Origin of the sequence: Caballeronia temeraria (assembly GCF_001544795.2) — a bacterium.
GTDB classification, from domain to species: Bacteria; Pseudomonadota; Gammaproteobacteria; order Burkholderiales; family Burkholderiaceae; genus Caballeronia; species Caballeronia temeraria.
The window spans coordinates 131,311-153,340 of sequence record NZ_FCOI02000011.1 but is presented as its reverse complement, the minus strand read 5'-3'; the positions used below and the strand labels follow the sequence as shown (position 1 = coordinate 153,340).

Here is a 22,030-nt window from a genome sequence, read left to right as displayed (position 1 = left end):
CCGTGTGTTCAGTGAGCAACAGCCGGAGCCACGACGGCGGGTGTTTCGATCTTACCCTGATCGCCATTGAGACGCTTAACGACGGGTTTGCTCCACGAACCGGTGATCGAATAGTCGAGCGCAAACGCCTTTTGTATCGATGCCGACAGCGCGAGGTCCGCCGCGAGCGCGCCCAGTCCGAGCAGCGGATTGATCACCGCCGCGCCGAGCGCGACCGCGCCCGCGCCGACGGTCGGGATTACCTTCACGTGCAGGTCCTGCGTCTCTTTCGGCATATCGACGATGCCCTGCATCTGCACGCGCGCGGGCGACGTGACCATCAGGAAGTCGTCGGTGCGGCTGATGCCGTCGGTGATCTTCGCGTTGCCCGTGATCTTCTCGAACGGCAGGCCCTTGCCGACGACATCGTCGAAATGCAGCGTCAGCAGGTTCGCGAGACTGCGCAGGCTGAAAATGCCGAGCCATTTCGCCGCACCCGGCGCACGCAGAATCTGCCCGTGACGCAGATCGACGGCGACATTGCCGTCGAGCGTATTGACGTCGACGGCGGTCGGGCCGCCATTCCACGCCGCGCGACCCGACACCGTGCCGTTGCCCGAATTGACGACGTGCGGCGCGCCGAAGCGGTCGATCAACTGGCCGCCGTTCTTCACGTCGAGCCTGAAAGCGAGCGACGTGCGGCGCGGGGTGCCGTCGTCCGTTGCGTTGGACATGGCGGCCGGCTGCACGGCGCCGAGCGGCAGCGTGCGCCACATCGCGTTCGCGGTGAGCGTCGCGTCCGGATTCGTGAGTTCGAGCTTGTCGAGCGTCCAGATCCGCTCGTCGGCGACGACTTCGTTGTGCGCGTCGACTTCGAGCCGGCCGAGGCTGTGTCCGCGAAACACGAGCTCGTTCACGATGAGATCGATCGTCGGCATGTTGCGCGGCGGCCTGCTGACGACCTTGGCGGCAGCATCGCCGTTCGCCGCTTTCTCGGGAACCACGACCTTCGCGAAGCGCGCCTGCAATGCGCCGGGGCTTTCCTTCGTCGCGCCGGGCGTCCACGAGACATCGCCCGAAATTTGATCCGATGCGATGTTCGCCTGCCACTTGCTGTTATCCGACTCGCGCGCGCCGATCACGACGTTGTCCCAGCGCCGGTCGAGCAGCTTGAGCGTCGTGAAGTGGATGTCGGCGCGCGTCGGGATGAACTGCTTCACGTTCTCGCTCATCGGCGGGCGCGGCGCGTTCCCGGCAGCGGGCGACTCGGGCGCCGCCGCGTTGATGTCGGCGATGGTCTTGCGCCATGCATCGGCATCGAGCTCGTTCAGATCGGCGGCGGCGCTCACGCCATCGGCCGGCAAATCCGCCGTCTTGTTCACGCCGATCACGCCGCGCACGACTTTCAGGCGCGCGCGCATGTTCATCGGCTCGGCGGCGTCCTGCGGATCGATCTTCACCTGAGCCTTGCCGATCTGCTGAAACACGTAATGCGCCGTCACCGGCCCGAACTTCAGCTGCGCGTCATGCAGGTCCGTTGCGCCGCCGGTCGCGGGCTGGAAGGTGAGGGAGAAGGGCATCGGCGTGCCTTGCGCCTTGCCGAACGGCGCGGGCAGATCGATGCCGAGTCCCGTCAGGTCGGAACTCGCCTGCACGTTCGGCAGCGCGTTCCTCTGGCCGTGCACGTGCAGTTCGTAAGGCGCGGTGCCTTCGATACGCTTCATGAACGCGGCGACCTGCGGCGTGATCTTCCGGTTGAGCCGCCCGGCGGCGTCCGCGCCGATGCGCCCGTTCACGTCGATCGCGTAGCTGCCGTCCGGCTGCACGCCGCCTTTCGCGCGCACGTCGCCGCCGAGCAGTTGCGCGGTGAGGCCGTCGAGCGTGACGGTTTTCGCGGCGAAATCGGCGCGGCCGCGCAGATGCGAAAGCGGCGGCAGATTGCCGTAGGTGACTTCGTTGTCGGCGAAGGTGAGCGAGCCTTTGTATTCGGTCTTGATCGGCGGCTGCGGCGCGGGCGGCCGATAGCGCGGAATGCCGAGCGTGAGCGCGAGCGCGGCGTCGCCCTTCGCGTCGATCTTGCGCGTCGCGTGCTTCGCCATCAGGCCGAGCGAACTGTCGTCGACATAGTGCAGCATGTCGGCGAGCGGGCCGCGCGCATTGCCGTCGATCCACAGCTTGGTCTCGCGATTGCCCGTATCGTCGATACGTCCGACGACCTTCGAGACCTTCACGCCGCGGTAATGTCCCCGGTCGATATCGAAGCCGAGCTTGTTCTGCGCGAGCGTGAACGTGCCGTCGATGCCCTCGAACGCCGGCCAGAAGTTCGGCAGGCCGTTGAGCATCTTGCGCGGCGGGAACGGCGTCGGATCGAACTTGCCGCCGGTGAACGGCGCGTTGATGCGGAAGATGCCCGCGTCCGGAAACTTCGCGTACGGGAAGCGCGTGAGATCGCCATGCACTTCGATCGTCCCGTTCTTCGCGACGCCCGCCTGCAACGCGTGGCCGAGGTAGACGCGCACGCGCTCGTTGAGGCTCGTCGGCAGATAGCGCACGAGGCTCGTCACCTTCAGATGCGCGACCTTCGCCTTCAGGTCGAGATTGCCGCGCCCGTGGCCCTGATTCCAGTAGTCGGCGGTGGCTTCGCCTTCGGCGTCCGCGTTCTTCACACGCAGCGTTTCGAGGTGGATCGTGAACGCGCGGCGCAGCTCGCCCGGCGCGACCGCATCCGCGACGCTCCAGCGCGCCTTGCCTTGCAGGGAATCGAAGGCGAGGCGCGGATCGTCAAACGCGCCGGGAATGATGACCGCCGCGTTCTTCGTGTCGATCGCGATGTTGCCGCCTTTCTCGTTCGCGTCGACGCTGCCCCACAGATTGTCGACGCCCGGAATGCCCGCGCGCGGATGGTTGTTGATCGTGAGTCCGGGCGGCGGCTCCTGCGCCTGCACGCTCAGGCCGTTGAGGTCGGCCTTGAACGCGTAGTGCAGGATCGGCGCGTCGCCTTTCTTGCGCTGCTGCAGCGCTTCTTCCTCGGTCTTCGGCGCGGCGCGTTCGGTGAAGAACGTGTAGTTCGAAATCTGGCCGCGCGGATTGAAGCGCACGAGTTCGTTGAGCACTTTGGCCGGCAGCGGCAGCGCGCGCGCGAATTCCGTGAGGATGCCGATGTCGACGGTGTCGCCCGTCATCCGCAGCAATTGCCCCTTGCCGACGGAAGGCAGCCGGTACGTCGCCGTCAGCGTGCGCGAGACGAGCAGGCGCGCGACCGGCGTGCCGTCGTCGAGCGGCAACTGGCCGAGTTCCGCGTGCAGGTCGCGCAGATCGAGCGTGTAGTCGTTGTCTTTTCTGTCGAGATTCCAGCCGAAGCGCGCGATCGGCAACTCGAGACGCGGCTGCGTCGCGCGCACGCGCAACTCGATGTTCGCGCCGGTCAGCTCGCCGGTCGCTGTCTGCAGTTCGCCGCCCGCGAAGTTCAGCCAGATCTGGTTGTTGACGCGGCCGCTGTACATCTGCATCGGCAGCTTCACGTAGCGCCCGAAGGTCGGCAGATCGAGCGGCCCGGTCGACAGGTAAAGACGGCCGGTCCAGTTCACGGGCGCGCCCATCGCGGAGAACGGCTGATGACGGAAATCCGCGCGGAAATCGAGCGGGCCGTGCAGCACGTCGCCATCGGCGGGCGCCTTGAGCGCGAGCCGATGCCGCGTGCCGTCGTTCCTGATCGCGAGATGCAGGCGCTTGAACGCGATCTCGGGCGCGGCGCGTTGCGCATCGCGCCAGCGCAGCGTGCCGTCGCGCAGAAGAATGTGGTCCTGGCCGAGCAGCCAGGTCGTGAAGGCGTTCGAGCCGGTGCGGTGCGTGGGAATCGGCACGCCCGCGATGGAAACCGCGCCGTCGGCATTACGCGCGATGATCATGTCCGGCCCGTCGACGGTCAGATCCGCGAGCTTCGGCCGCAGATGCAGCAGCGACGCCCACGCGATGCTCGCGCTCGCGTGCGGCACGGCGAGGCCCGGCGAACCGTCGGCGGCGTCGATGCGCAGATTGTCGATATCGAGTGTCGGCGAAAGCCCGGACCATCGCGCGGAAATCCTGCCGATGTGCAACTGCGCGTGAATCTGCGATGAGACAAGCTGCTCGATGCGCGGCCGGAACGAATCGACCTGCGGCATGACGATGTAGCGCAAGCCGACATAGACGCCCGCCACCACGAAATACGCGATGGCCGCGAGGACGAGAACGATTTTGAAGACGCGTGAAAGCACGCGCTCGGCGTTGCCGCTGGGCTTGGCTTGTCCAACTTCGGTCGGGTCGACGGATCGTCTGCTGTCGGACATGCTGCTGCTGTTCGGCGATATGGTAGTTTTGCGTGTTTGACGCTGAAATGTAACACGGGCACTGCGGCGACGGCCGCTGCCTGCGCACTCGTGGACGCTCGCGAAGCCGCGCCCGGCAAGACTTGCGGCGCGGTTTTATATCGCGATGTCTTTCCGGAAGCAATGAGCGAACCCAACCTTTCATGACCGACGCCACTCTTCTCAGTTCCGATTATTCCAACTATGCGGCGCGCGCGTACTCGGCGCGTCCCGAACTGGCGTCGAATGTCGCGCAGTGGGCGGGCACGCGCGTCACGCGCGCATGGATCGAAGAACGGCTCGACGCGCACTGCGCGCCGTGCACCGAAACCGGTGTCCTCGACGAAGCCGCGCTCAAGACCGCGTTGCGCCGCCTGCGGACCGAAGTGTTCTGCACGGTGATGGAGCGCGATCTGGCGGGCGCGGCGGATGTCGCCGAGGTCACCGGCGCGATGACCGATCTCGCCGAAGTCACGGTGCAGCGCGCGCTCGCGGTGCTGTCGGCGGATCTGGAAGCGCTCTTCGGCGAGCCGCGCGGCCCGGACGGCGAGCGGCTGACGCTCGGCGTCGTCGGCATGGGCAAGCTGGGCGGGCGCGAGCTGAACGCATCGTCGGATATCGATCTGATCTTCGTGTATGAAGAGGATGGCGAAACCTCGGGCGGCACGCGTTCCGCGCTCACGACGCAGGAATTCTTCACACGGCTCGGCCGGCGGCTGATCGGCGCGCTCGCGGAGATCACGCAGGACGGCTACGTGTTTCGCGTCGACATGCGGCTGCGGCCCAACGGCGATTCCGGTCCGCTCGTGTGCAGTCTGGGCATGCTCGAAGAATATTTTTACGTGCAGGGCCGCGAATGGGAGCGCTACGCGTGGATCAAGGGGCGGCTCGTCTCGGAGACGCAGAGCGATTCCGCGAAGCGTCTCGTGAAGCAGCTCGAAGCCATCGCGACGCCGTTCATCTACCGGCGTTATCTCGATTACGGCGTGATCGCGGCGATCCGCTCGCTGCATCAGCAAATTCGGCAGGAAGCGCGGCGGCGCGCATCCATGCGCCCCGACAAGGCCGACGACATCAAGCTCGGACGCGGCGGCATCCGCGAGATCGAGTTCAGCGCGCAGGCATTTCAGTTGATTCGCGGCGGTCAGGCAGCGGATTTTCGCATTCGTCCGACGCTCGCGGTGCTCGAACGCGCCGTGGCGCACGGCCTGCTCGCGCCGAACGTGCGCGAGGCGCTGTCCGATGCGTATCTGTTTTTGCGCACGGTCGAGCATCGGCTGCAATATCGCAACGATGCGCAGACGCACGCGATGCCCGTCGCCGACGATGAGCGCGGGTTGCTCGCGAAATCGCTCGGCTTCGCGGACTATGCGGCGCTGATGGACACGCTCGACGCGCATCGCGAGCGCGTCGAGCAGCAGTTCGACGCGATCTTCGCCGACAAGGTGAGCGGGCAGGGCGGCTGCGGCGTCGCGGACGATTCCGCGGCGTCGTGGATCTGGAGCAGCGCGCTCGCCGACGAATCCGCGCAGGAAGAACTCGCCGCGCGTCTCGTGGAGCTCGGCTTCGCGGACCCCGCGCCGGTGCTGTCGCGTCTGACGGGCGTGTGGAATTCGGCGCGTTATGCGGGCTTGCCGTCGCAGAGCCGCGAGCGCTTCGACATCGTCGCGCAGCGGGCGCTCGAAGCGGCGCAATCCGTCGATGCGCCGCGCCGCGTCGACACCATCACGCGTCTGTTCGATCTGCTCGAAACCGTCGGCAAGCGCGGCGCGTATCTGGCGTTATTGACGGAATATCCGGCGGCGTTGGAGCGCGTGCTGTCGGTGCTGTCGGGATCGCGCTGGGCGGCGGGCTATCTGATTCGCCATCCGCAATTGCTCGATGAACTGCTCGACGACGAAGCCATCGCCAGCCCGTTCGACTGGGCCGGATTCAAGCAGTCGCTGATCGCGCGGCTCGACGCGGCGGAGGACGCCGAACATCAGATGGATCTGCTGCGCCACGCGCATCAGGCCGAAGTGTTCCGCATTCTGCTGATCGATCTCGCGGGCCATCTGAGCGTCGAGCATGTGAGCGACCGTCTGTCCGAACTCGCCGACGCCGTGCTCGACGTCACGGTGCGAACCGTCTGGAAGCAGTTCCCGAAGCGGCATCGCGAGACGCCGCGCTTTTCGGTCATCGCCTATGGAAAGCTCGGCGGCAAGGAACTGGGCTATGCGTCGGATCTCGATCTCATCTTTCTTTACGACGACCCCGACGACGCCGCCTCCGACATCTACGCGATGTTCACGCGCCGTCTCATCACGTGGCTCACGTCGGCGACGGGCGCGGGCACGCTCTTCGATGTCGACTTGCGCTTGCGACCGAACGGCGAATCGGGCCTGCTCGTGACCGACCTCGAAACGTTTCGCCGCTATCAGATCCGCGAGGGCGATGCGGCGAATACGGCGTGGGTCTGGGAACATCAGGCGCTTTCACGCGCACGTTACAGCGCGGGCGATGCCGAAATCGGCGCGGCGTTCGAGCAGATTCGCGCCGATGTGCTCGTCATGGAACGCGACGCCGCCGCGCTCGCACGCGAGATCGCGTCGATGCGCCAGCGCGTCGCCGACGGGCATCCGAATCGCAGCGACCTGTTCGATCTGAAGCACGATCGCGGCGGCATGGTCGATATCGAGTTCATCGTGCAGTACTGGGTGCTGCTGCACGCGCGTGAGCATAGCGAGTTTCTGCGCAACGCGGGCAATATCACGCTGTTGAAGCTCGCGGCGAAAAGCGGGTTGATCGCCGAAGAAGAAGCCGATGTGATCGGCGCGGCGTACCGGCATTACCGCAAGCTCCAGCACACGTTGCGGCTCGACGGCATGGAAAAGGCGCGCGTCGATCCGGCTGCGGTTCAGGCCGAACGCGACGCGGTGACGGCGTTGTGGGAGCGGGTGTTTGCGGTGGCATCCGCGGCGTAATAAGGCTCAGGCCGCCAGCATTTCCTTCGCGTGCTTGCGCGTGGTCGCGGTGATTTCGAGACCGCCGAGCATGCGCGCGACTTCTTCAACACGCTTTGCGCGATCCAGTTGCTTCACCGTGCTGACGGTGCCCCCGGCATCGTCCGACGACTTCGCGACCTGGAAATGCTGATCGCCGCGCGCGGCCACTTGCGGCAAGTGCGTGACGCACAGCACCTGACGGTCGCGCCCGAGCTGATGCAAAAGCCGTCCGACCACTTCCGCGACGCCGCCGCCGATGCCCGTGTCCACTTCGTCGAAGATGAGCGTGGGCGTCGGGCTCGCGGTGCTCGCGATCACCGCGAGTGCGAGGCTGATACGCGCCAGCTCGCCGCCCGACGCGACCTTCGCGAGCGGCCGCAGCGCAACGCCCGCGTGGCCCGCGACGCGAAATTCGATCTGCTCCAGCCCGTTCGCGCCGCCTTCGGCGAGCGGCACGAGCGCGACGTCGAAGCTGCCGCCTGCCATCGACAGTTCCTGCATGCCTTCGGTCACCGCCTTCGACAGATTTTTCGCAGCCTTCGCGCGCGCCTTCGACAGCACCTTGGCCTGCGCGAGATATTCGCCCTGCGCTTTTTCAGCGGCGGCGTTGAGCGCGTCGAGATCGGCGGCGGCGTCCAGCGCGGCGAGCTGGCGGCGGCGCTCGTCGTGTTCCTCGGGCAGCGATTCGGGCTGAAGGCGGAATTTGCGCGCGGTCGAATGCAGTTGATCCATGCGCCTTTCGACCTGCGCGAGCCGGTCCGGATCGAGCTCCAGCCGCTGCGCGTAGTGCGACAGCGAATACGACGCTTCCTGCAACTGAATCTCCGCCGGTTCGAGTGAGGCGAGCACGTCGTTCAACGCCGGATCGATATCGGCCAGACCGCGCACCTTCGAGATGATCGCGCCGAGCTGCGAGATCATCGCCTCGTCGGATTCGGAGAGCGCGCCGAGCGCACCCTGCACGCCGTCGATGAGACTCGCCGAATGCGACAGCCGATGATGCTCCGCGCTCACTTCTTCCCATTCGCCCGGTTGCGGCGCGAGCTTGTCGAATTCGCTCAGTTGCCACGCGAGACGCTCGCGTTCCAGTTGCAGTTCGCGGTCGCGCGTTTGCGCGGTCTCGACGGCCTGCTGCGCGTCACGCATGGCGCGCCACAGGCGATTCACGGCGCCGGCGGTGTCGAGCAATTGTGCGTGCGTATCGAAGAGTTCGCGTTGCGCGTCGGGGCGCATCAGCAACTGGTGCGCGTGCTGGCCGTGGATATCGACGAGCATTTCGCCCACTTCGCGCAACTGCGCGAGCGTCGCGGGCGTGCCGTTGATGAATGCGCGCGAGCGGCCGTTCGAATCGATGACCCGGCGCAGCATGACCGAGTCGGCGTCCTGCGTGAGCGCGTGCTCGTCCAGCCATTGCACGACGAGCGGATGCGTCGAGAATTCGGCGGTGATGTCCGCGCGCGCCTGGTCGGTGCGCACGACGCTCGCGTCGCCGCGCGCGCCAAGCGTGAGCGCGAGGGCGTCGATCAGGATCGACTTGCCCGCGCCGGTTTCACCCGAAAAGACCGTGAAGCCTGGATCGAAATCGATATCCAGCGTGGCGACGATGACGAAATCTCGAATCGAAAGATGACGGAGCATGGACGCTTCGGGGAAGGGGTATTCGGTAGCTCAGAGAGACGAGGCGTCCTGCGACGGATGCTCGTTCCAGTGCAGCTTCTTGCGCAGCGTGGCGTAACTGCTGTAGCCGACCGGATGCAGCACCGGCACCGTGTGCTTAGAGCGCCGCACTTCGATGGCGTCGTTCAGCTCGACGGCGGTGAACGACTGCATGTCGAAGTTCACATTGACGTCGCGCCCGCCGATGATCTGAATGGTCACCTTCGAATCGTCGGGCAGCACGATCGGCCGGTTCGAGAGCGAGTGCGGTGCGATCGGCACGAGCACGAAGCCTTGCAGTTGCGGATGAAGGATCGGCCCCGCCGACGACAGCGCATACGCGGTCGAGCCGGTAGGCGTCGCGACGATCAGCCCGTCCGAGCGCTGGTTGTACATGAAGTGGCCGTCCACTGACACGCGCAGCTCCGCCATGCCGGAAAAACCGCTGCGATTCACCACGACATCGTTGAACGCGAGCGCGTGGTAGATCGGCTTGTCGTTGCGGACGATGCGCGCTTCGAGCAGGCTGCGCTCCTCGCGCTCGAACTGGCCGGCGAGCATCTGCGGGACGATTTCCTGCATCGCCTTGAGCGGAATGTCGGTGATGAAGCCGAGCCGGCCATGATTCACGCCGATGAGCGGCGTCTTGTACGGTGCGAGCTGCCGGCCGATGCCGAGCATCGTGCCGTCGCCGCCGAGCACGATCGCGACGTCCGCACGCGCGCCCATCTCCGCGATGGAGAGCGCGGGGAACTCCGTCACGCCGACGTCCTTCGCGGTGCCCGCCTCGAACACGACCTCGAAGCCCTGCTTCGCCAGGAGATCGGCGAGCGATCTCAGCGGCGCCTCGATGCCTGGCGTGTTGGTGCGCCCCACGAGCGCGACGGTCTTGAATTGGCCAATTTCCATGCCGGCATTACACCATAGTCAGAGAGCGAAAAGAACCGTGGAAGATGGCCCCCGGGCGCGCCCGCCGTTTATCGCTAGAATGGAGCGGACGTTGAACGAGAGACCCCCGGCGCGGCGCGCCGCTATACGACACGTTGAGCTAAAATTTCCCCATGCTAGACCCACGTGCACAAACCCTCCTGAAAACGTTGATCGAGCGCTACATCGCCGAAGGTCAGCCGGTCGGTTCGCGCACGTTATCACGCCATTCCGGCCTCGAACTGAGCCCGGCGACCATCCGCAACGTGATGTCGGATCTCGAAGAGCTCGGGCTCGTCGCGAGTCCGCATACGTCGGCAGGGCGCATTCCCACGCCGCGCGGCTACCGGCTCTTCGTCGACACGATGCTGACTGTAGAAGCGCCGCAAGACGAAGCCATGACCACGGCGGTCAAGACCCGTTTGCAGGGCGAGGAACCGCAAAAGATCGTCGCGGCGGCGGCGAGCGTGCTGTCCAATCTGTCGTCGTTCGCAGGCGTCGTGCTCACGCCGCGCCGCAGCCACATGTTCAAGCAGATCGAGTTCATGCGGCTGTCGGACAAGCGCATTCTGCTCATCATCGTGACGCCGGAAGGCGACGTGCAGAACCGCATGATGGCGACACAGCGCGACTATTCGCCTTCGCAGCTCACGGAAGCCTCCAATTACATCAACGCGCATTTCGCGGGCCTGTCCTTCGACGAAGTGCGCCGCCGCCTGCGCGAGGAAATCGACCAGTTGCGCGGCGACATGACCACGCTCATGCAGGCCGCCGTGGTCGCGAGCACCGCCGAGACGGATCCCATGGACACCGTGCTCATTTCCGGCGAGCGCAATCTGCTCGAAGTGGCGGACCTTTCGTCCGACATGGCGCGGCTGCGCAAGCTTTTCGATTTGTTCGACCAAAAGACGAGCCTCCTGCAATTGCTGGATGTGTCGAGTCACGCGCAAGGCGTGCAGATTTTCATCGGCGGGGAGAGCAATCTCGTGCCGATCGAGGAAATGAGCGTCGTGACGGCGCCGTACGAGGTCAACGGGAAGATCGTCGGCACGCTCGGCGTGATCGGCCCGACACGCATGGCATACAACCGCGTGATTCCGATCGTGGACATCACCGCGCGTTTGCTGTCGATGTCGCTCAGTCATCAGTAACGCCATCCTGACGTGCCGCGCAAGGCCGCGCCACTCGGCCATTCGGCCAATGATGCGCATTCGGGCGCGCCGCTATAATGGTCCTCACCTTTTCGACGACCCTTCTAGCCCGCTTCCTCTATGCGTTTCGACCTCGAGTTGCCCTCGCAGCCCAGCGCTTCGCATCGCGTCGCGGTGCTGCTGATCAATCTCGGCACGCCGGACGCGCCCACGCCGCGGGCAGTGCGTAAATATCTGGCGCAATTCCTGTCCGATCCGCGCGTCGTCGAAATTCCCTCGTTCGTGTGGCAGTTCATCTTGCGCGGGCTGATTCTGCCGTTGCGCGGGCGCGCGTCGGCGAAGAAATATGCGCAGGTGTGGATGCCGGAAGGCTCGCCGCTGCGCGTGCACACCGAAAAGCAGGTCGACGGTCTGCGGCGGCTGTTCGCGGCGAACGACTATCACGTGATCGTCGACTACGCGATGCGCTACGGCACGCCGGGCATCGGCGCAATGCTCAATCAGCTCAAGCTCGAAGGCGCCGACCGCATCCTGCTTTTGCCGATGTACCCGCAATACTCGTCGTCCACGACCGCCACCGCGTTCGACGACGCATTCGCCGCGCTCAGACGCGTGCGCAGCCAGCCGGAAATCCGCACGATTCGCCATTACGCGGATCATCCGGCATATATCGGGGCGCTTGCGGAACAGGTGCGCGATTATTGGCGGCATCACGGCCAGCCGGATTTCGCCGCCGGCGACAAACTCGTGCTCAGTTTCCACGGCGTGCCGAAGCGCACGATGGATCTCGGCGATCCGTATCACGACCAGTGCCAGTTGACCGGTTCTCTGCTCATGTCGGCGCTCGGTCTCACGCCGGTCGAATGCCGCGTGACGTTCCAGTCGCGTTTCGGCCGCGCCGAATGGCTTCAGCCGTACACCGCGCCGACCGTCGCGGAGCTCGGCGCGGGCGGCGTCTCGCGCGTGGACGTGTTCTGTCCCGGCTTCACGGCGGATTGCCTGGAGACGATTGAGGAAATCGGCATCGAAGTGCGCGACGAATTTCTGAAGGCCGGCGGGAAGCATTTCCACCGGATCGCCTGCCTGAACGCCTCGCCCGCGTGGATCAGGGCGCTGGGCGAAATCGCCGCGCAGCATTTGCAGGGCTGGCCCGTGCAGGCCGTGCAGCCGCTCACAGCAGTAGCCTGAGCACGGTTTTTCCAGGCATTCACCAATGAACTACACCATTTCGACGGAACCTGGCGCGCGTTTGCGCATCGATAAATGGCTTTGGGCGGCGCGTTTCTTCAAGACGCGTTCGCTCGCGAGCGATGCGGTCGAGAAGGGCCGTGTGAAGATCGGCGGCGCGAACGTGAAGCCGTCGAAAGACGTGCGTGTCGGCGATATCGTCGAAATCGATATCGAGCGGCTGGTGTGGCAGATCGAAGTGCTCGGAATCTGCGACGTGCGCGGCCCGGCGACGGTCGCGCAGACGCTCTATGCGGAAACCGCGGAAGGCCGCGCGAAACGCATGGCCGAAACCGAGCGCCGCAAGAATTTCCGCGAGCCCGCGGCGGGCTTGCAGGGCAGGCCGACGAAGCGCGACCGGCGCACTATCGACAAATTTTCTCGTTCGGATTGAAGTAGCTTTCGATGGTCGCGTGAACGCCGCCGTACTCGGTGGTTCGGTCGGTCACGACGCCGGACATGCAGATGGTGGTCGTTCCCGCAACAAGTACCAGGGCGACCACCGCGATAGCAAAGGTCAGTTTCATGGTGTCCCCGGAAGAGCGGGTTGCCCGGTCAGACAGCGGCCGGATCAGGAAACGGGCAAGGGCTGAAAGCGGTTTGTAGCAATTCGTAGGATTAGGGTAAACGTGCGTCCTGCGCTGCTTTTTTGAAGTGTAGGCGACTCAGCGCTTCCCCTCAATCTTAAAATTGCGCGCTGCGGCGAAGGCTGTGTTACCGGCCATTTCGGCGCCGTCCGGGCGTTGGAATTAGTCCGAAAAATTCGCCTTGAAGGCTTGAAAATGTCTCCGGCGCCCCAATTTCGGCCGTTAGTGCGAAAAACACGGCCCGGCCTTTCATCCGGCCGTCTTCGCAGCCGGTTCAACCTACAGCAATACTTATTCAGCGACATGGAAAACACGCAAGAGAATCCAGCGAGCCAGAACCCGGCCCCCGCCGACGATAACGCGCGCCAGGCCGCCGACACCACCAATGCCGCCAGCCAGGCGCCTCAGGGCGCACCGGCAGACGCGGCCGCCGCGCCGAACGACGCCGAGGCTGCGCTCGCCGAAGCGCAGGCCACCATCGCCGCGTTGAAGGAAGAATTTCTGCGCGCCAAGGCCGAGACGGAGAACGTGCGCCGCCGCAGCCAGGAAGACGTCGCGAAGGCGCATAAATTCGCCATCGAAAATTTCGCGGAAAACCTGCTGCCGGTGCTCGACAGCCTCGAAGCCGCGCTCGCCGATCAGTCGACGGATCTCGCCAAGGTCCGCGAAGGCGTCGAACTGACACTGCGCCAGCTTACGGGCGCACTGGAAAAAGGCCGCGTGATCGCGCTGAATCCGGTCGGCGAGAAATTCGATCCGCATCGCCATCAGGCCATTTCGATGGTCCCGGCCGATCAGGAACCGAATACCGTCGTCAACGTGCTGCAAAAGGGCTATGTGATCGCTGACCGCGTGCTGCGTCCGGCGCTCGTGACCGTTGCCGCGCCGAAGTAAGCGCGCCGCGCGTGCGAGCGCGCCTATCCGCGCGCTCGACGGCGGTCTCAGGCCGGACCGCCGCGAAAAAAACTATAGACCGCATCGTTTGCAGGGTCTTGAAATCGAAACTGACGCTCTTATCTTGCGTACAGGTATGAATTTTGGGCGTTCGGCCCGGTAAATCGGCACAAGCCGGCGTAGAAAGGCCGGCCGCAACGCCACTGCGATCAAAGCTAGGAGAGTATAAAAAATGGGCAAAATCATCGGTATCGACCTCGGCACCACGAACTCGTGCGTGGCGCTGATGGAAGGCAATCAGGTCAAGGTCATCGAGAACTCGGAAGGCGCGCGCACCACGCCGTCGATCATCGCTTACATGGATGACAACGAGATCCTCGTCGGCGCGCCGGCGAAGCGTCAGTCGGTCACCAATCCGCGCAACACGCTGTACGCGGTCAAGCGCCTGATCGGCCGCCGCTTCGAAGAGAAGGAAGTGCAGAAGGACATCAACCTGATGCCCTACAAGATCGTCAAGCACGACAACGGCGACGCATGGGTCGAAGCGCACGGCAAGAGCCTCGCGCCGTCGCAGGTTTCGGCCGAAGTGCTGCGCAAGATGAAGAAGACCGCTGAAGACTACCTCGGCGAGCCGGTGACGGAAGCCGTCATCACGGTTCCGGCGTACTTCAACGACAGCCAGCGTCAGGCAACGAAGGACGCGGGCCGCATCGCCGGTCTGGAAGTCAAGCGCATCATCAACGAGCCGACCGCGGCCGCGCTCGCGTTCGGTCTCGACAAGGCCGAAAAGGGCGACCGCAAGATCGCCGTGTTCGACCTGGGCGGCGGCACGTTCGACATCTCGATCATCGAAATCGCGGACGTGGACGGCGAAATGCAGTTCGAAGTGCTCTCGACGAACGGCGACACGTTCCTCGGCGGCGAAGACTTCGACCAGCGCATCATCGATTACATCATCGGCGAGTTCAAGAAGGAGCAGGGCGTCGACCTTTCCAAGGACGTGCTCGCGCTGCAACGCCTGAAGGAAGCCGCTGAAAAGGCGAAGATCGAACTGTCGTCGACGGCTCAGACCGACATCAACCTGCCGTACATCACGGCCGACGCATCGGGTCCGAAGCACCTGAACCTCAAGTTCACGCGTGCCAAGCTCGAAGCGCTCGTCGAAGAGCTGATCGAGCGCACGATCGAACCGTGCCGCATCGCGATCAAGGACGCGGGCGTGAAGGTCGGCGAAATCGACGACGTGATTCTCGTCGGCGGCATGACGCGTATGCCGAAGGTGCAGGAAAAGGTGAAGGAGTTCTTCGGCAAGGACCCGCGCCGTGACGTGAATCCGGACGAAGCCGTCGCCGTGGGCGCCGCGATTCAGGGTCAGGTTCTGTCGGGCGACCGCAAGGACGTTCTGCTGCTCGACGTGACGCCGCTGTCGCTCGGCATCGAGACGCTCGGCGGCGTGATGACGAAGATGATCAACAAGAACACGACCATCCCGACGAAGCACTCGCAAGTGTATTCGACGGCGGACGACAACCAGGGCGCCGTGACGATCAAGGTGTTCCAGGGCGAACGCGAAATGGCCGTGGGCAACAAGCTGCTCGGCGAGTTCAACCTCGAAGGCATTCCGCCCGCACCGCGCGGCACGCCGCAGATCGAAGTGACCTTCGACATCGACGCGAACGGCATTCTGCACGTAGGCGCGAAGGACAAGGCAACGGGCAAGGAAAACAAGATCACCATCAAGGCGAACTCGGGTCTGACGGACGCGGAAATCGACAAGATGGTGAAGGACGCCGAAGCCAACGCCGAGGAAGATCACAAGCTGCGTGAACTGGCCGACGCGCGCAACCAGGGCGACGCGCTGGTTCACAGCACGAAGAAGGCCGTCGCGGAGTACGGCGACAAGGTCGACGCTTCGGAGAAGGAAAAGATCGAAGCGGCGCTGAAGGACCTCGAAGACACGCTGAAGAGCGGCGCGAGCGACAAGGCCACGATCGAAGCGAAGATCGAGACGCTGGCTCAGGCTTCGCAGAAGCTCGGCGAAAAGATGTACGCCGACATGCAGGCGCAGCAAGGCGCGGCGAGCGCAGCCGCGGGTGCGGCAGGCGCGGGTGCTTCGGCGGATGCGGGCGCGAGCCAGCAGCACGACGATGTCGTCGACGCCGACTTCAAGGAAGTGAAGAAGGACTGACGCCGGACCGGGCGCGTGAATGGCGACATTCACGCACCTTTTCGGTGGTATCACCGGGACGCGTTGGCGTCTTACGTGGAACGCGCCTGGCGAGCTTTTCGAGCTCTCCGGGCACGTTGTTTTTAGAGGCGCGTTGCTTCAGGCGAGGCGCACAAGGTTTTACGCGCGGGTTGCAGTCTGATACCCGCAGCATCTGACAGGAACCGTCCGCGTGACGCGCGGCGGCATCGAACCGACATGGCGAAACGGGATTACTACGACGTTCTGGGCGTCGCGAAAAACGCGAGCGACGACGAGATCAAGAAGGCGTATCGCAAGCTCGCGATGAAGTATCACCCTGACCGCAATCCGGACAACAAGAAGGCGGAAGAGAATTTCAAGGAGGCGAAGGAAGCCTACGAAATGCTCTCCGACCAGCAGAAGCGGGCCGCGTACGATCAGTACGGTCACGCGGGCGTGGATCCGAACATGGCGGGCGCGGGCGCGCAAGGCTTCGGCGGTTTCGCCGATGCCTTCGGCGACATCTTCGGCGATATCTTCGGACAGGCAGCGGGCGGCGCCGGCGCGCGCGGGCGCAGCGGTCCGCAGGTGTATCGCGGCGCGGACTTGCGCTACAGCATGGAAATCACGCTGGAGCAGGCGGCGCACGGCTACGACACGCAGATTCGCGTGCCGAGCTGGGTCAACTGCAATGTCTGTCACGGCTCGGGCGCGAAACCGGGCACGAAGCCCGAAAGCTGCCCGACCTGTCACGGTCAGGGCCAGGTGCGCATGTCGCAGGGCTTTTTCAGCATCCAGCAGACGTGCCCGAAGTGTCACGGCAGCGGCAGCTACATTCCCGATCCGTGCGCGAACTGCCACGGCGCGGGCAAGGTGAAGGAAACGAAGACGCTGGAAGTGAAGATTCCGGCGGGCATCGACGACGGCATGCGCATCCGCTCGGCGGGCAACGGCGAGCCGGGCATCAACGGCGGTCCGAGCGGCGATTTGTATGTGGAAATCCACATCAAGCAGCATTCGGTGTTCGAGCGCGACGGCGACGACCTGCATTGCCAGATGCCCATTCCGTTCACGACGGCGGCGCTCGGCGGCGAGATCGAAGTGCCTACGCTCGCGGGCCGCGCGAGCTTCACGGTGCCGGAAGGCACGCAGTCGGGCAAGACGTTCCGTCTGCGCGGCAAGGGCATCAAGGGCTTGCGTTCGAGCATCGCGGGCGATCTGTATGTTCACGTGCAAGTGGAAACGCCGGTCAAGCTCACCGAGTCTCAGCGCGATCTGCTGAAGCAGTTCGAGAAGTCGCTGGAGCAGGGCGGCGCGCGGCATAGTCCGCAAAGCAAGAGCTGGTTCGACCGCGTGAAGAGCTTTTTCGACTGATGCGGTCGAGTGAGTCGTACGTCGTGCGAGCATGACGATGAAAACCGAAGAGCGCAGCGCGGTGTTCGCGCTGCTCGACGATTGCGACTCGACCGCCGAAAGGCGGTCGAGTCGTTTGTACACGGACTTCGTGCGCGAACGCGTGTGCGTGAACGCGCGCGATCTCGATTCGGTTTGCGCCGACATCGGGCGCGATCTGCAAGACGGCCTGCATGCGCTCGTCGTCGCGGATTACGAGTTCGGGCGCAATCTCCAGTTCGGATCGATCGGGCGCGGCGACGATCATGCGTTTCGCGTGCTGATGTTTCGCTCGTGTGCGTTCCTGTCGCGCGAGGAAGCGAGCGCCTGGCTCGCCGACGACGAAGTGGCAGGCATCGCGGGCATCGAACCGAGCGTCACGCGCGACGAGTTCGACGCGGCCATTGGCGCCGTGCAGGACGCGTTGCGCGAAGGCGAGTCGTATCAGATCAACTATACGTATCGGCTGAATTTCGACGTGTTCGGCACGCCGCTCGCGCTGTATCGGCGTTTGCGTGACCGGCAGCTCGTGCATTTCGGCGCGTTCATCGCGTTGCCGGACGGAAGGACGGTCGTGTCGTGCTCGCCGGAGTTGTTCGTCGAAAAACACGGCGATCTGCTGCGCGCGCGGCCGATGAAAGGCACCGCGCCGCGCGACGCCGATCCCGAAACGCTGCGCCTCGACCCGAAGAATCGCGCCGAGAACGTGATGATCGTCGATCTGCTGCGCAACGACATGTCGCGCGTCGCGGTCACGGGTTCGGTGAACGTGCCCGCGCTGTTTTCGGTCGAGCCTTACGCGTCGGTGTGGCAGATGACATCGACGATCGAAGCGCGCGTGATTCCCGGCACGTCGTTCGCGAGCATCGTGCGCGCGCTCTTTCCGTGCGGCTCGATTACCGGCGCGCCGAAGTATCGGACGATGCAGCTCATCGACGAAATCGAGAACACGCCGCGCGGTCTCTACACCGGCGCGATCGGCTGGCTCGATGCGAGCGGCGACTTCTGCATGTCGGTGGCGATCCGCACGCTCGTCGTCGATGCATCGCAGAAGCGCGGCGTGCTCGGCATCGGCGCGGGCATCGTGCTGGATAGCGTCGCCGCCGACGAATATGAGGAGTGTCTGTTGAAAGCACGCTTCCTGACCGGCGCGGACCCCGGTTTCGAGCTCTTCGAAACCTGCTACGCCACGCGCGGTGACGGCATTCGCCATTACGCCCGTCACGTCGCGCGGTTGAAGGCGAGCGCGGCGTATCTCGGTTTCATGCTCGACGAAGCTTCGTTGCACGAGCAAACCGCGCAACATACCGCGGGCTTCGAAGGTGAGAAGCCGTATCGCGTGCGCATCGCGCTGGACAAAGGCGGGCGCATCGCGATCACGAGCGCACCGCTTGCGCCGTTGCAATCGGATACGGTAGACGTTTTGCTGGCATCCGAGCGCGGATTCGCGCCGCAGCATTCCGCCGATGCCTTGCTCAGGCACAAGACGACGCGCCGCGCCGACTACGACCGCGCGTGGAAAGCCGCCGAAACCGAAGGCGCGTTCGACATGCTCTTCGTCAACGAGCGCGGCGAGCTGACCGAAGGCGGCCGTTCGAGCGCCTTCGTGAAACTCGACGGCAAGTGGTTCACGCCGCCCATCGACGCCGGCGTGCTGCCCGGCGTGATGCGCGCGGTGTTGATGGAAAAATTGGGCGCCGTCGAGCGCACGCTGACGCCGAACGAACTCGACAACGCGCAGGGCCTGCTGATCAGCAACGCCCTGCGAGGCGCAGTCAAAGCGCGACTCAGGCGGTGATCACCACTCGGCGACGCTGCCATCCGCGTGACGCCACACCGGATTGCGCCAGCGGTGTCCGATCTTCGCCATTTCTCGCACCTTCTCTTCGTTCACCTCGATCCCGAGCCCCGGCCCTTGCGGAATCGACACCATCCCGTCGTCGTACTTGAAGACTTCCGGATTCCTGATGTAATCGAGCAGGTCGTTGCCCTTGTTGTAGTGAATGCCGAGGCTCTGTTCCTGAATGAACGCGTTGTAGCTGACAGCATCGATCTGCAGGCAGGTCGCGAGCGCGATCGGACCGAGCGGGCAATGCAGCGCGAGCGCGACATCGTAGGCTTCGGCCATCGTCGCGATCTTGCGGCATTCGGTGAGGCCGCCCGCATGCGACGCATCCGGCTGAATGATATCGACGTAACCGCCCGCCAGAATGTGCTTGAAATCCCAGCGCGAATAGAGCCGCTCGCCTAGCGCGATCGGCGTGCTCGTCTGGTTGACGATATCGCGCAGCGCCTCGACGTTCTCCGAAAGCACCGGCTCTTCGATGAACATCAGCTTGAACGGATCGAGCTCTTTCGCGAGCACTTTCGCCATCGGCTTGTGCACGCGTCCGTGAAAGTCCACGCCGATGCCCACGTTCGGCCCGACCGCCTCGCGCACCGCGCGCACGTTGTCGATCACGCCTTGAACCTTGTCGAAGGTATCGATGATCTGCAACTCTTCCGAGCCGTTCATCTTCACGGCCTTGAAGCCGCGCTCGACCACGGCGCGCGCGTTGTTCGCGACGTCGCTCGGACGGTCGCCGCCGATCCACGAGTACACCTTGATCTTGTCGCGCACCTGCCCGCCGAGCAGCGCATGCACCGGCACGCCGTGATGCTTGCCGAGTATGTCCCACAGCGCCTGATCGACGCCCGCGATCGCGCTCATGCCGATGGGACCGCCGCGATAGAAACCCGAGCGGTACATCACCTGCCACAGGTCTTCGATATGACGCGGGTCTTTGCCGACGAGATAGTCGGCGAGTTCATCGACGGCGGCGGCGACCGTATGCGCGCGGCCTTCGACGACAGGCTCGCCCCAGCCGGTGATGCCTTCGTCGGTTTCGATCTTGAGGAAGCACCAGCGCGGCGGAACGATGAAGGTCTCGAGTTTCGTGATTTTCATTGAGCGTCTCCTGAAGGGTTTTACATGGTAGCAAAAAGCCGTCACTGAGCATATTAATAGTACTATTCGACAGAAATTGGGACTTACGAAACATCAGTCGAATACCCGATAATCACGCTCAAAATTGGGAGACCATCATTTACCGCGATCTGCATGGCCGTGTAACGCATGAACTGGGCATGGCGATCTTGCGCGGCGACTTCGCGCCGGGTTCGCCATTGCCGCGCGAGGCGGAACTGATGGAACGCTTCGGCGTGAGCCGTACGGTGCTGCGTGAGGCATTGCGCACGCTTACGTCGAAAGGCTTGATCGAATCGCGTCCGAAAGTCGGCACGCGCGTGCGCCGGCGCGAGTCGTGGAATCTGCTGGACGCCGACATGCTCGACTGGTACTCGCGCGTCGCGCCGCCGCTGCAATTCGCGCTCAAGCTCCAGGAAATGCGCGAGATGATCGAGCCGTACGCCGCCGCGCTTGCCGCCGATAACCACGAGGACCTCACGCGCGAACGCCTCACGCGCGCGCATCGGGCCATGACGGATGCGCAGAACGTCGATGAATGGGTGCGCGCCGATCTCGACTTCCACTTGGGCGTGCTTGCCGCGTGCAGCAACGAATTGCTGATACCGCTCGGCGCGCTGATCGAGCGCACGCTCGAAGGCCAGTTGCGCCTGAACGCGAAGCGCGCCGATGTCTACAACGCGTCGCTCGCGGAACATACGGCGGTCTTCGATGCGATCATCGCGCGCGATGCGGCCGGTGCGCGCCGCGCGATGGCCGGTCTGCTCGGCGTGACGCGCGGCAGGATCGAAGCCTAGAACGCGTTCAGCGGAATCTTCAGATACGTCGTGCCGTTGCTCGCTGCTTCTGGAAAGTGGCCCGCGCGGATGTTCACCTGAATCGCGGGCAGGATCAGCGTCGGCATGCCGAGCGTCGCGTCGCGTGCTTCGCGCATTGCGACGAACTCGTCCTCGGTCTTGCCGCCGCCGACGTGAATGTTCTTCTCACGCTGTTCGCGCACGGTGGCTTGCCATTGCGGCGCGCGCGTCTCGGGCGGGTAGTCGTGACACACGAAAAGCCGCGTGTCGGGATCGAGCGCGAGCAGGCGCTGAATCGAGCGATACATCGCGCGGGCGTCGCCGCCGGGAAAATCGCAGCGCGCGGTGCCTACATCCGGCATGAAGAGCGTGTCGCCGACGAACACCGCATCGCCGACGCGGTACGCCATGTCGGCCGGCGTATGTCCCGGCACGAAGAGCGCGGTGGCGTCGAGATCGCCGATCCTGAAACGCTCGCCGTCGGCGAAGAGATGATCGAACTGCGAGCCGTCGAGCTGAAACTCCGGTTCGAGATCGAAGATTTTCTTGAACACGCCCTGCACCGTGCGGATCGACTCGCCGATGCCGATCATCCCGCCGAGCGTGCGCTTCAGGTACGGCGCCGCCGAAAGATGGTCGGCATGCGCGTGCGTCTCCAGAATCCATTCGACGCAAAGCCGCTGTTCCCGCACGAACGCGACGACCGCATCGGCGGATTTCGTCGATGTGCGCGCGGCTTTGGGATCGTAGTCGAGCACCGGATCGACGATAGCCGCGGCAGCGCCGGGCGCTTCGTAGACGACATACGTCATCGTGCCGGTGTTGATATCGAAGAAGGGCTGAATGATCGCTTGCACGTTGATTCCCCCGGTTGCGTCACGCTGTCCTGTGCTTGTGTCGCCCGGATGGATTGGGCGTGTTTGTCAGGATCGCGATA

At 64.4% G+C, this 22,030-nt stretch carries 15 protein-coding genes; 9 read left to right on the top strand and 6 right to left on the bottom strand.

The window, feature by feature from the left end; translation table 11 throughout:
- Window positions 1-8: 8 nt before the first annotated feature.
- The gene (locus AWB76_RS17815) at window positions 9-4,307 is read right to left on the bottom strand and encodes a YhdP family phospholipid transporter (protein ID WP_061161457.1); all 4,299 of its coding nucleotides are present in this window, start codon (window positions 4,305-4,307) and stop codon (window positions 9-11) included.
- A 182-nt stretch (window positions 4,308-4,489) separates the two neighbouring features.
- Between AWB76_RS17815 and glnE the strand changes: the two genes are divergently transcribed.
- Window positions 4,490-7,288, top strand: coding sequence for a bifunctional [glutamate--ammonia ligase]-adenylyl-L-tyrosine phosphorylase/[glutamate--ammonia-ligase] adenylyltransferase (glnE, locus tag AWB76_RS17810; RefSeq protein WP_061161456.1), 2,799 nt, complete (start codon window positions 4,490-4,492; stop codon window positions 7,286-7,288).
- 6 nt (window positions 7,289-7,294) lie between these two features.
- Here the strand turns inward: glnE and recN are convergent, their stop codons facing one another.
- Both recN and AWB76_RS17800 read right to left on the bottom strand, forming a co-directional pair.
- Complete coding sequence (gene recN / locus AWB76_RS17805; protein WP_061161455.1) at window positions 7,295-8,947, bottom strand: DNA repair protein RecN; 1,653 nt, start codon at window positions 8,945-8,947, stop codon at window positions 7,295-7,297.
- A gap of 30 nt (window positions 8,948-8,977) precedes the next feature.
- On the bottom strand, window positions 8,978-9,874 hold the full coding sequence (locus AWB76_RS17800; RefSeq protein ID WP_061161454.1) for an NAD kinase: 897 nt from the start codon (window positions 9,872-9,874) through the stop codon (window positions 8,978-8,980).
- 152 nt (window positions 9,875-10,026) lie between these two features.
- Here AWB76_RS17800 and hrcA point away from each other — a divergent pair, with 152 nt between their 5' ends.
- The 3 genes from hrcA (at window position 10,027) to AWB76_RS17785 (ending at window position 12,664) form a co-directional block, all read left to right on the top strand.
- Window positions 10,027-11,043 carry a heat-inducible transcriptional repressor HrcA gene (gene hrcA, locus AWB76_RS17795; protein ID WP_061161453.1) on the top strand — a complete coding sequence of 339 codons (1,017 nt, stop codon included), beginning with the start codon at window positions 10,027-10,029 and terminating at the stop codon, window positions 11,041-11,043.
- 120 nt (window positions 11,044-11,163) lie between these two features.
- Window positions 11,164-12,231: a ferrochelatase gene (hemH, locus tag AWB76_RS17790; RefSeq protein WP_061161452.1), complete on the top strand. Its 1,068-nt coding sequence runs from the start codon at window positions 11,164-11,166 to the stop codon at window positions 12,229-12,231.
- 25 nt (window positions 12,232-12,256) lie between these two features.
- A complete protein-coding gene (locus tag AWB76_RS17785; RefSeq protein WP_061161451.1) occupies window positions 12,257-12,664 on the top strand; it encodes an Hsp15 family ribosome-associated heat shock protein in 408 nt (135 codons plus the stop codon).
- On the opposite strand, the gene AWB76_RS41635 is transcribed toward AWB76_RS17785, so the two are convergent.
- On the bottom strand, window positions 12,636-12,797 hold the full coding sequence (locus AWB76_RS41635) for a hypothetical protein (RefSeq protein ID WP_167354124.1): 162 nt from the start codon (window positions 12,795-12,797) through the stop codon (window positions 12,636-12,638). The two genes, AWB76_RS17785 and AWB76_RS41635, sit on opposite strands and share 29 nt — an antisense overlap.
- Before the next feature lie 363 nt (window positions 12,798-13,160).
- Here AWB76_RS41635 and grpE point away from each other — a divergent pair, with 363 nt between their 5' ends.
- The 4 genes from grpE (at window position 13,161) to pabB (ending at window position 19,129) form a co-directional block, all read left to right on the top strand.
- A complete protein-coding gene (gene grpE / locus AWB76_RS17780) occupies window positions 13,161-13,751 on the top strand; it encodes a nucleotide exchange factor GrpE (protein ID WP_061161450.1) in 591 nt (196 codons plus the stop codon).
- Between the two features lie 232 nt (window positions 13,752-13,983).
- The gene (gene dnaK / locus AWB76_RS17775) at window positions 13,984-15,939 is read left to right on the top strand and encodes a molecular chaperone DnaK (RefSeq protein WP_061161449.1); all 1,956 of its coding nucleotides are present in this window, start codon (window positions 13,984-13,986) and stop codon (window positions 15,937-15,939) included.
- Window positions 15,940-16,176: 237 nt separating this feature from the next.
- Entirely contained in the window at window positions 16,177-17,313 is a 1,137-nt protein-coding gene (gene dnaJ / locus AWB76_RS17770; RefSeq protein ID WP_061161448.1) for a molecular chaperone DnaJ, read from the top strand.
- Between the two features lie 37 nt (window positions 17,314-17,350).
- On the top strand, window positions 17,351-19,129 hold the full coding sequence (gene pabB, locus AWB76_RS17765) for an aminodeoxychorismate synthase component I (RefSeq protein ID WP_061161525.1): 1,779 nt from the start codon (window positions 17,351-17,353) through the stop codon (window positions 19,127-19,129).
- Here the strand turns inward: pabB and dgoD are convergent, their stop codons facing one another.
- Complete coding sequence (dgoD, locus tag AWB76_RS17760) at window positions 19,130-20,278, bottom strand: galactonate dehydratase (RefSeq protein WP_061161447.1); 1,149 nt, start codon at window positions 20,276-20,278, stop codon at window positions 19,130-19,132.
- A 101-nt stretch (window positions 20,279-20,379) separates the two neighbouring features.
- On the opposite strand from dgoD, the gene AWB76_RS17755 reads away from it, so the two are divergent.
- Window positions 20,380-21,093 carry a FadR/GntR family transcriptional regulator gene (locus AWB76_RS17755; protein ID WP_061161446.1) on the top strand — a complete coding sequence of 238 codons (714 nt, stop codon included), beginning with the start codon at window positions 20,380-20,382 and terminating at the stop codon, window positions 21,091-21,093.
- Here AWB76_RS17755 and AWB76_RS17750 read toward each other — a convergent pair.
- Window positions 21,090-21,950, bottom strand: coding sequence for an MBL fold metallo-hydrolase (locus AWB76_RS17750; RefSeq protein ID WP_061161445.1), 861 nt, complete (start codon window positions 21,948-21,950; stop codon window positions 21,090-21,092). The genes AWB76_RS17755 and AWB76_RS17750 overlap by 4 nt on opposite strands.
- Between the last annotated feature and the right edge of the window lie 80 nt (window positions 21,951-22,030).

What these genes read in the sequence shown, in the direction of transcription:
- grpE (WP_061161450.1), top strand. Translation starts at nt 13,161, where the DNA reads ATGGAAAACACGCAAGAGAATCCAGCGAGCCAGAACCCGGCCCCCGCC.
- AWB76_RS17800 (WP_061161454.1), bottom strand. Translation starts at nt 9,874, where the DNA reads ATGGAAATTGGCCAATTCAAGACCGTCGCGCTCGTGGGGCGCACCAAC.
- pabB (WP_061161525.1), top strand. Translation starts at nt 17,351, where the DNA reads ATGAAAACCGAAGAGCGCAGCGCGGTGTTCGCGCTGCTCGACGATTGC.
- dnaK (WP_061161449.1), top strand. Translation starts at nt 13,984, where the DNA reads ATGGGCAAAATCATCGGTATCGACCTCGGCACCACGAACTCGTGCGTG.
- AWB76_RS41635 (WP_167354124.1), bottom strand. Translation starts at nt 12,797, where the DNA reads ATGAAACTGACCTTTGCTATCGCGGTGGTCGCCCTGGTACTTGTTGCG.
- hrcA (WP_061161453.1), top strand. Translation starts at nt 10,027, where the DNA reads ATGCTAGACCCACGTGCACAAACCCTCCTGAAAACGTTGATCGAGCGC.
- glnE (WP_061161456.1), top strand. Translation starts at nt 4,490, where the DNA reads ATGACCGACGCCACTCTTCTCAGTTCCGATTATTCCAACTATGCGGCG.
- dgoD (WP_061161447.1), bottom strand. Translation starts at nt 20,278, where the DNA reads ATGAAAATCACGAAACTCGAGACCTTCATCGTTCCGCCGCGCTGGTGC.
- recN (WP_061161455.1), bottom strand. Translation starts at nt 8,947, where the DNA reads ATGCTCCGTCATCTTTCGATTCGAGATTTCGTCATCGTCGCCACGCTG.
- hemH (WP_061161452.1), top strand. Translation starts at nt 11,164, where the DNA reads ATGCGTTTCGACCTCGAGTTGCCCTCGCAGCCCAGCGCTTCGCATCGC.
- dnaJ (WP_061161448.1), top strand. Translation starts at nt 16,177, where the DNA reads ATGGCGAAACGGGATTACTACGACGTTCTGGGCGTCGCGAAAAACGCG.
- AWB76_RS17785 (WP_061161451.1), top strand. Translation starts at nt 12,257, where the DNA reads ATGAACTACACCATTTCGACGGAACCTGGCGCGCGTTTGCGCATCGAT.
- AWB76_RS17815 (WP_061161457.1), bottom strand. Translation starts at nt 4,307, where the DNA reads ATGTCCGACAGCAGACGATCCGTCGACCCGACCGAAGTTGGACAAGCC.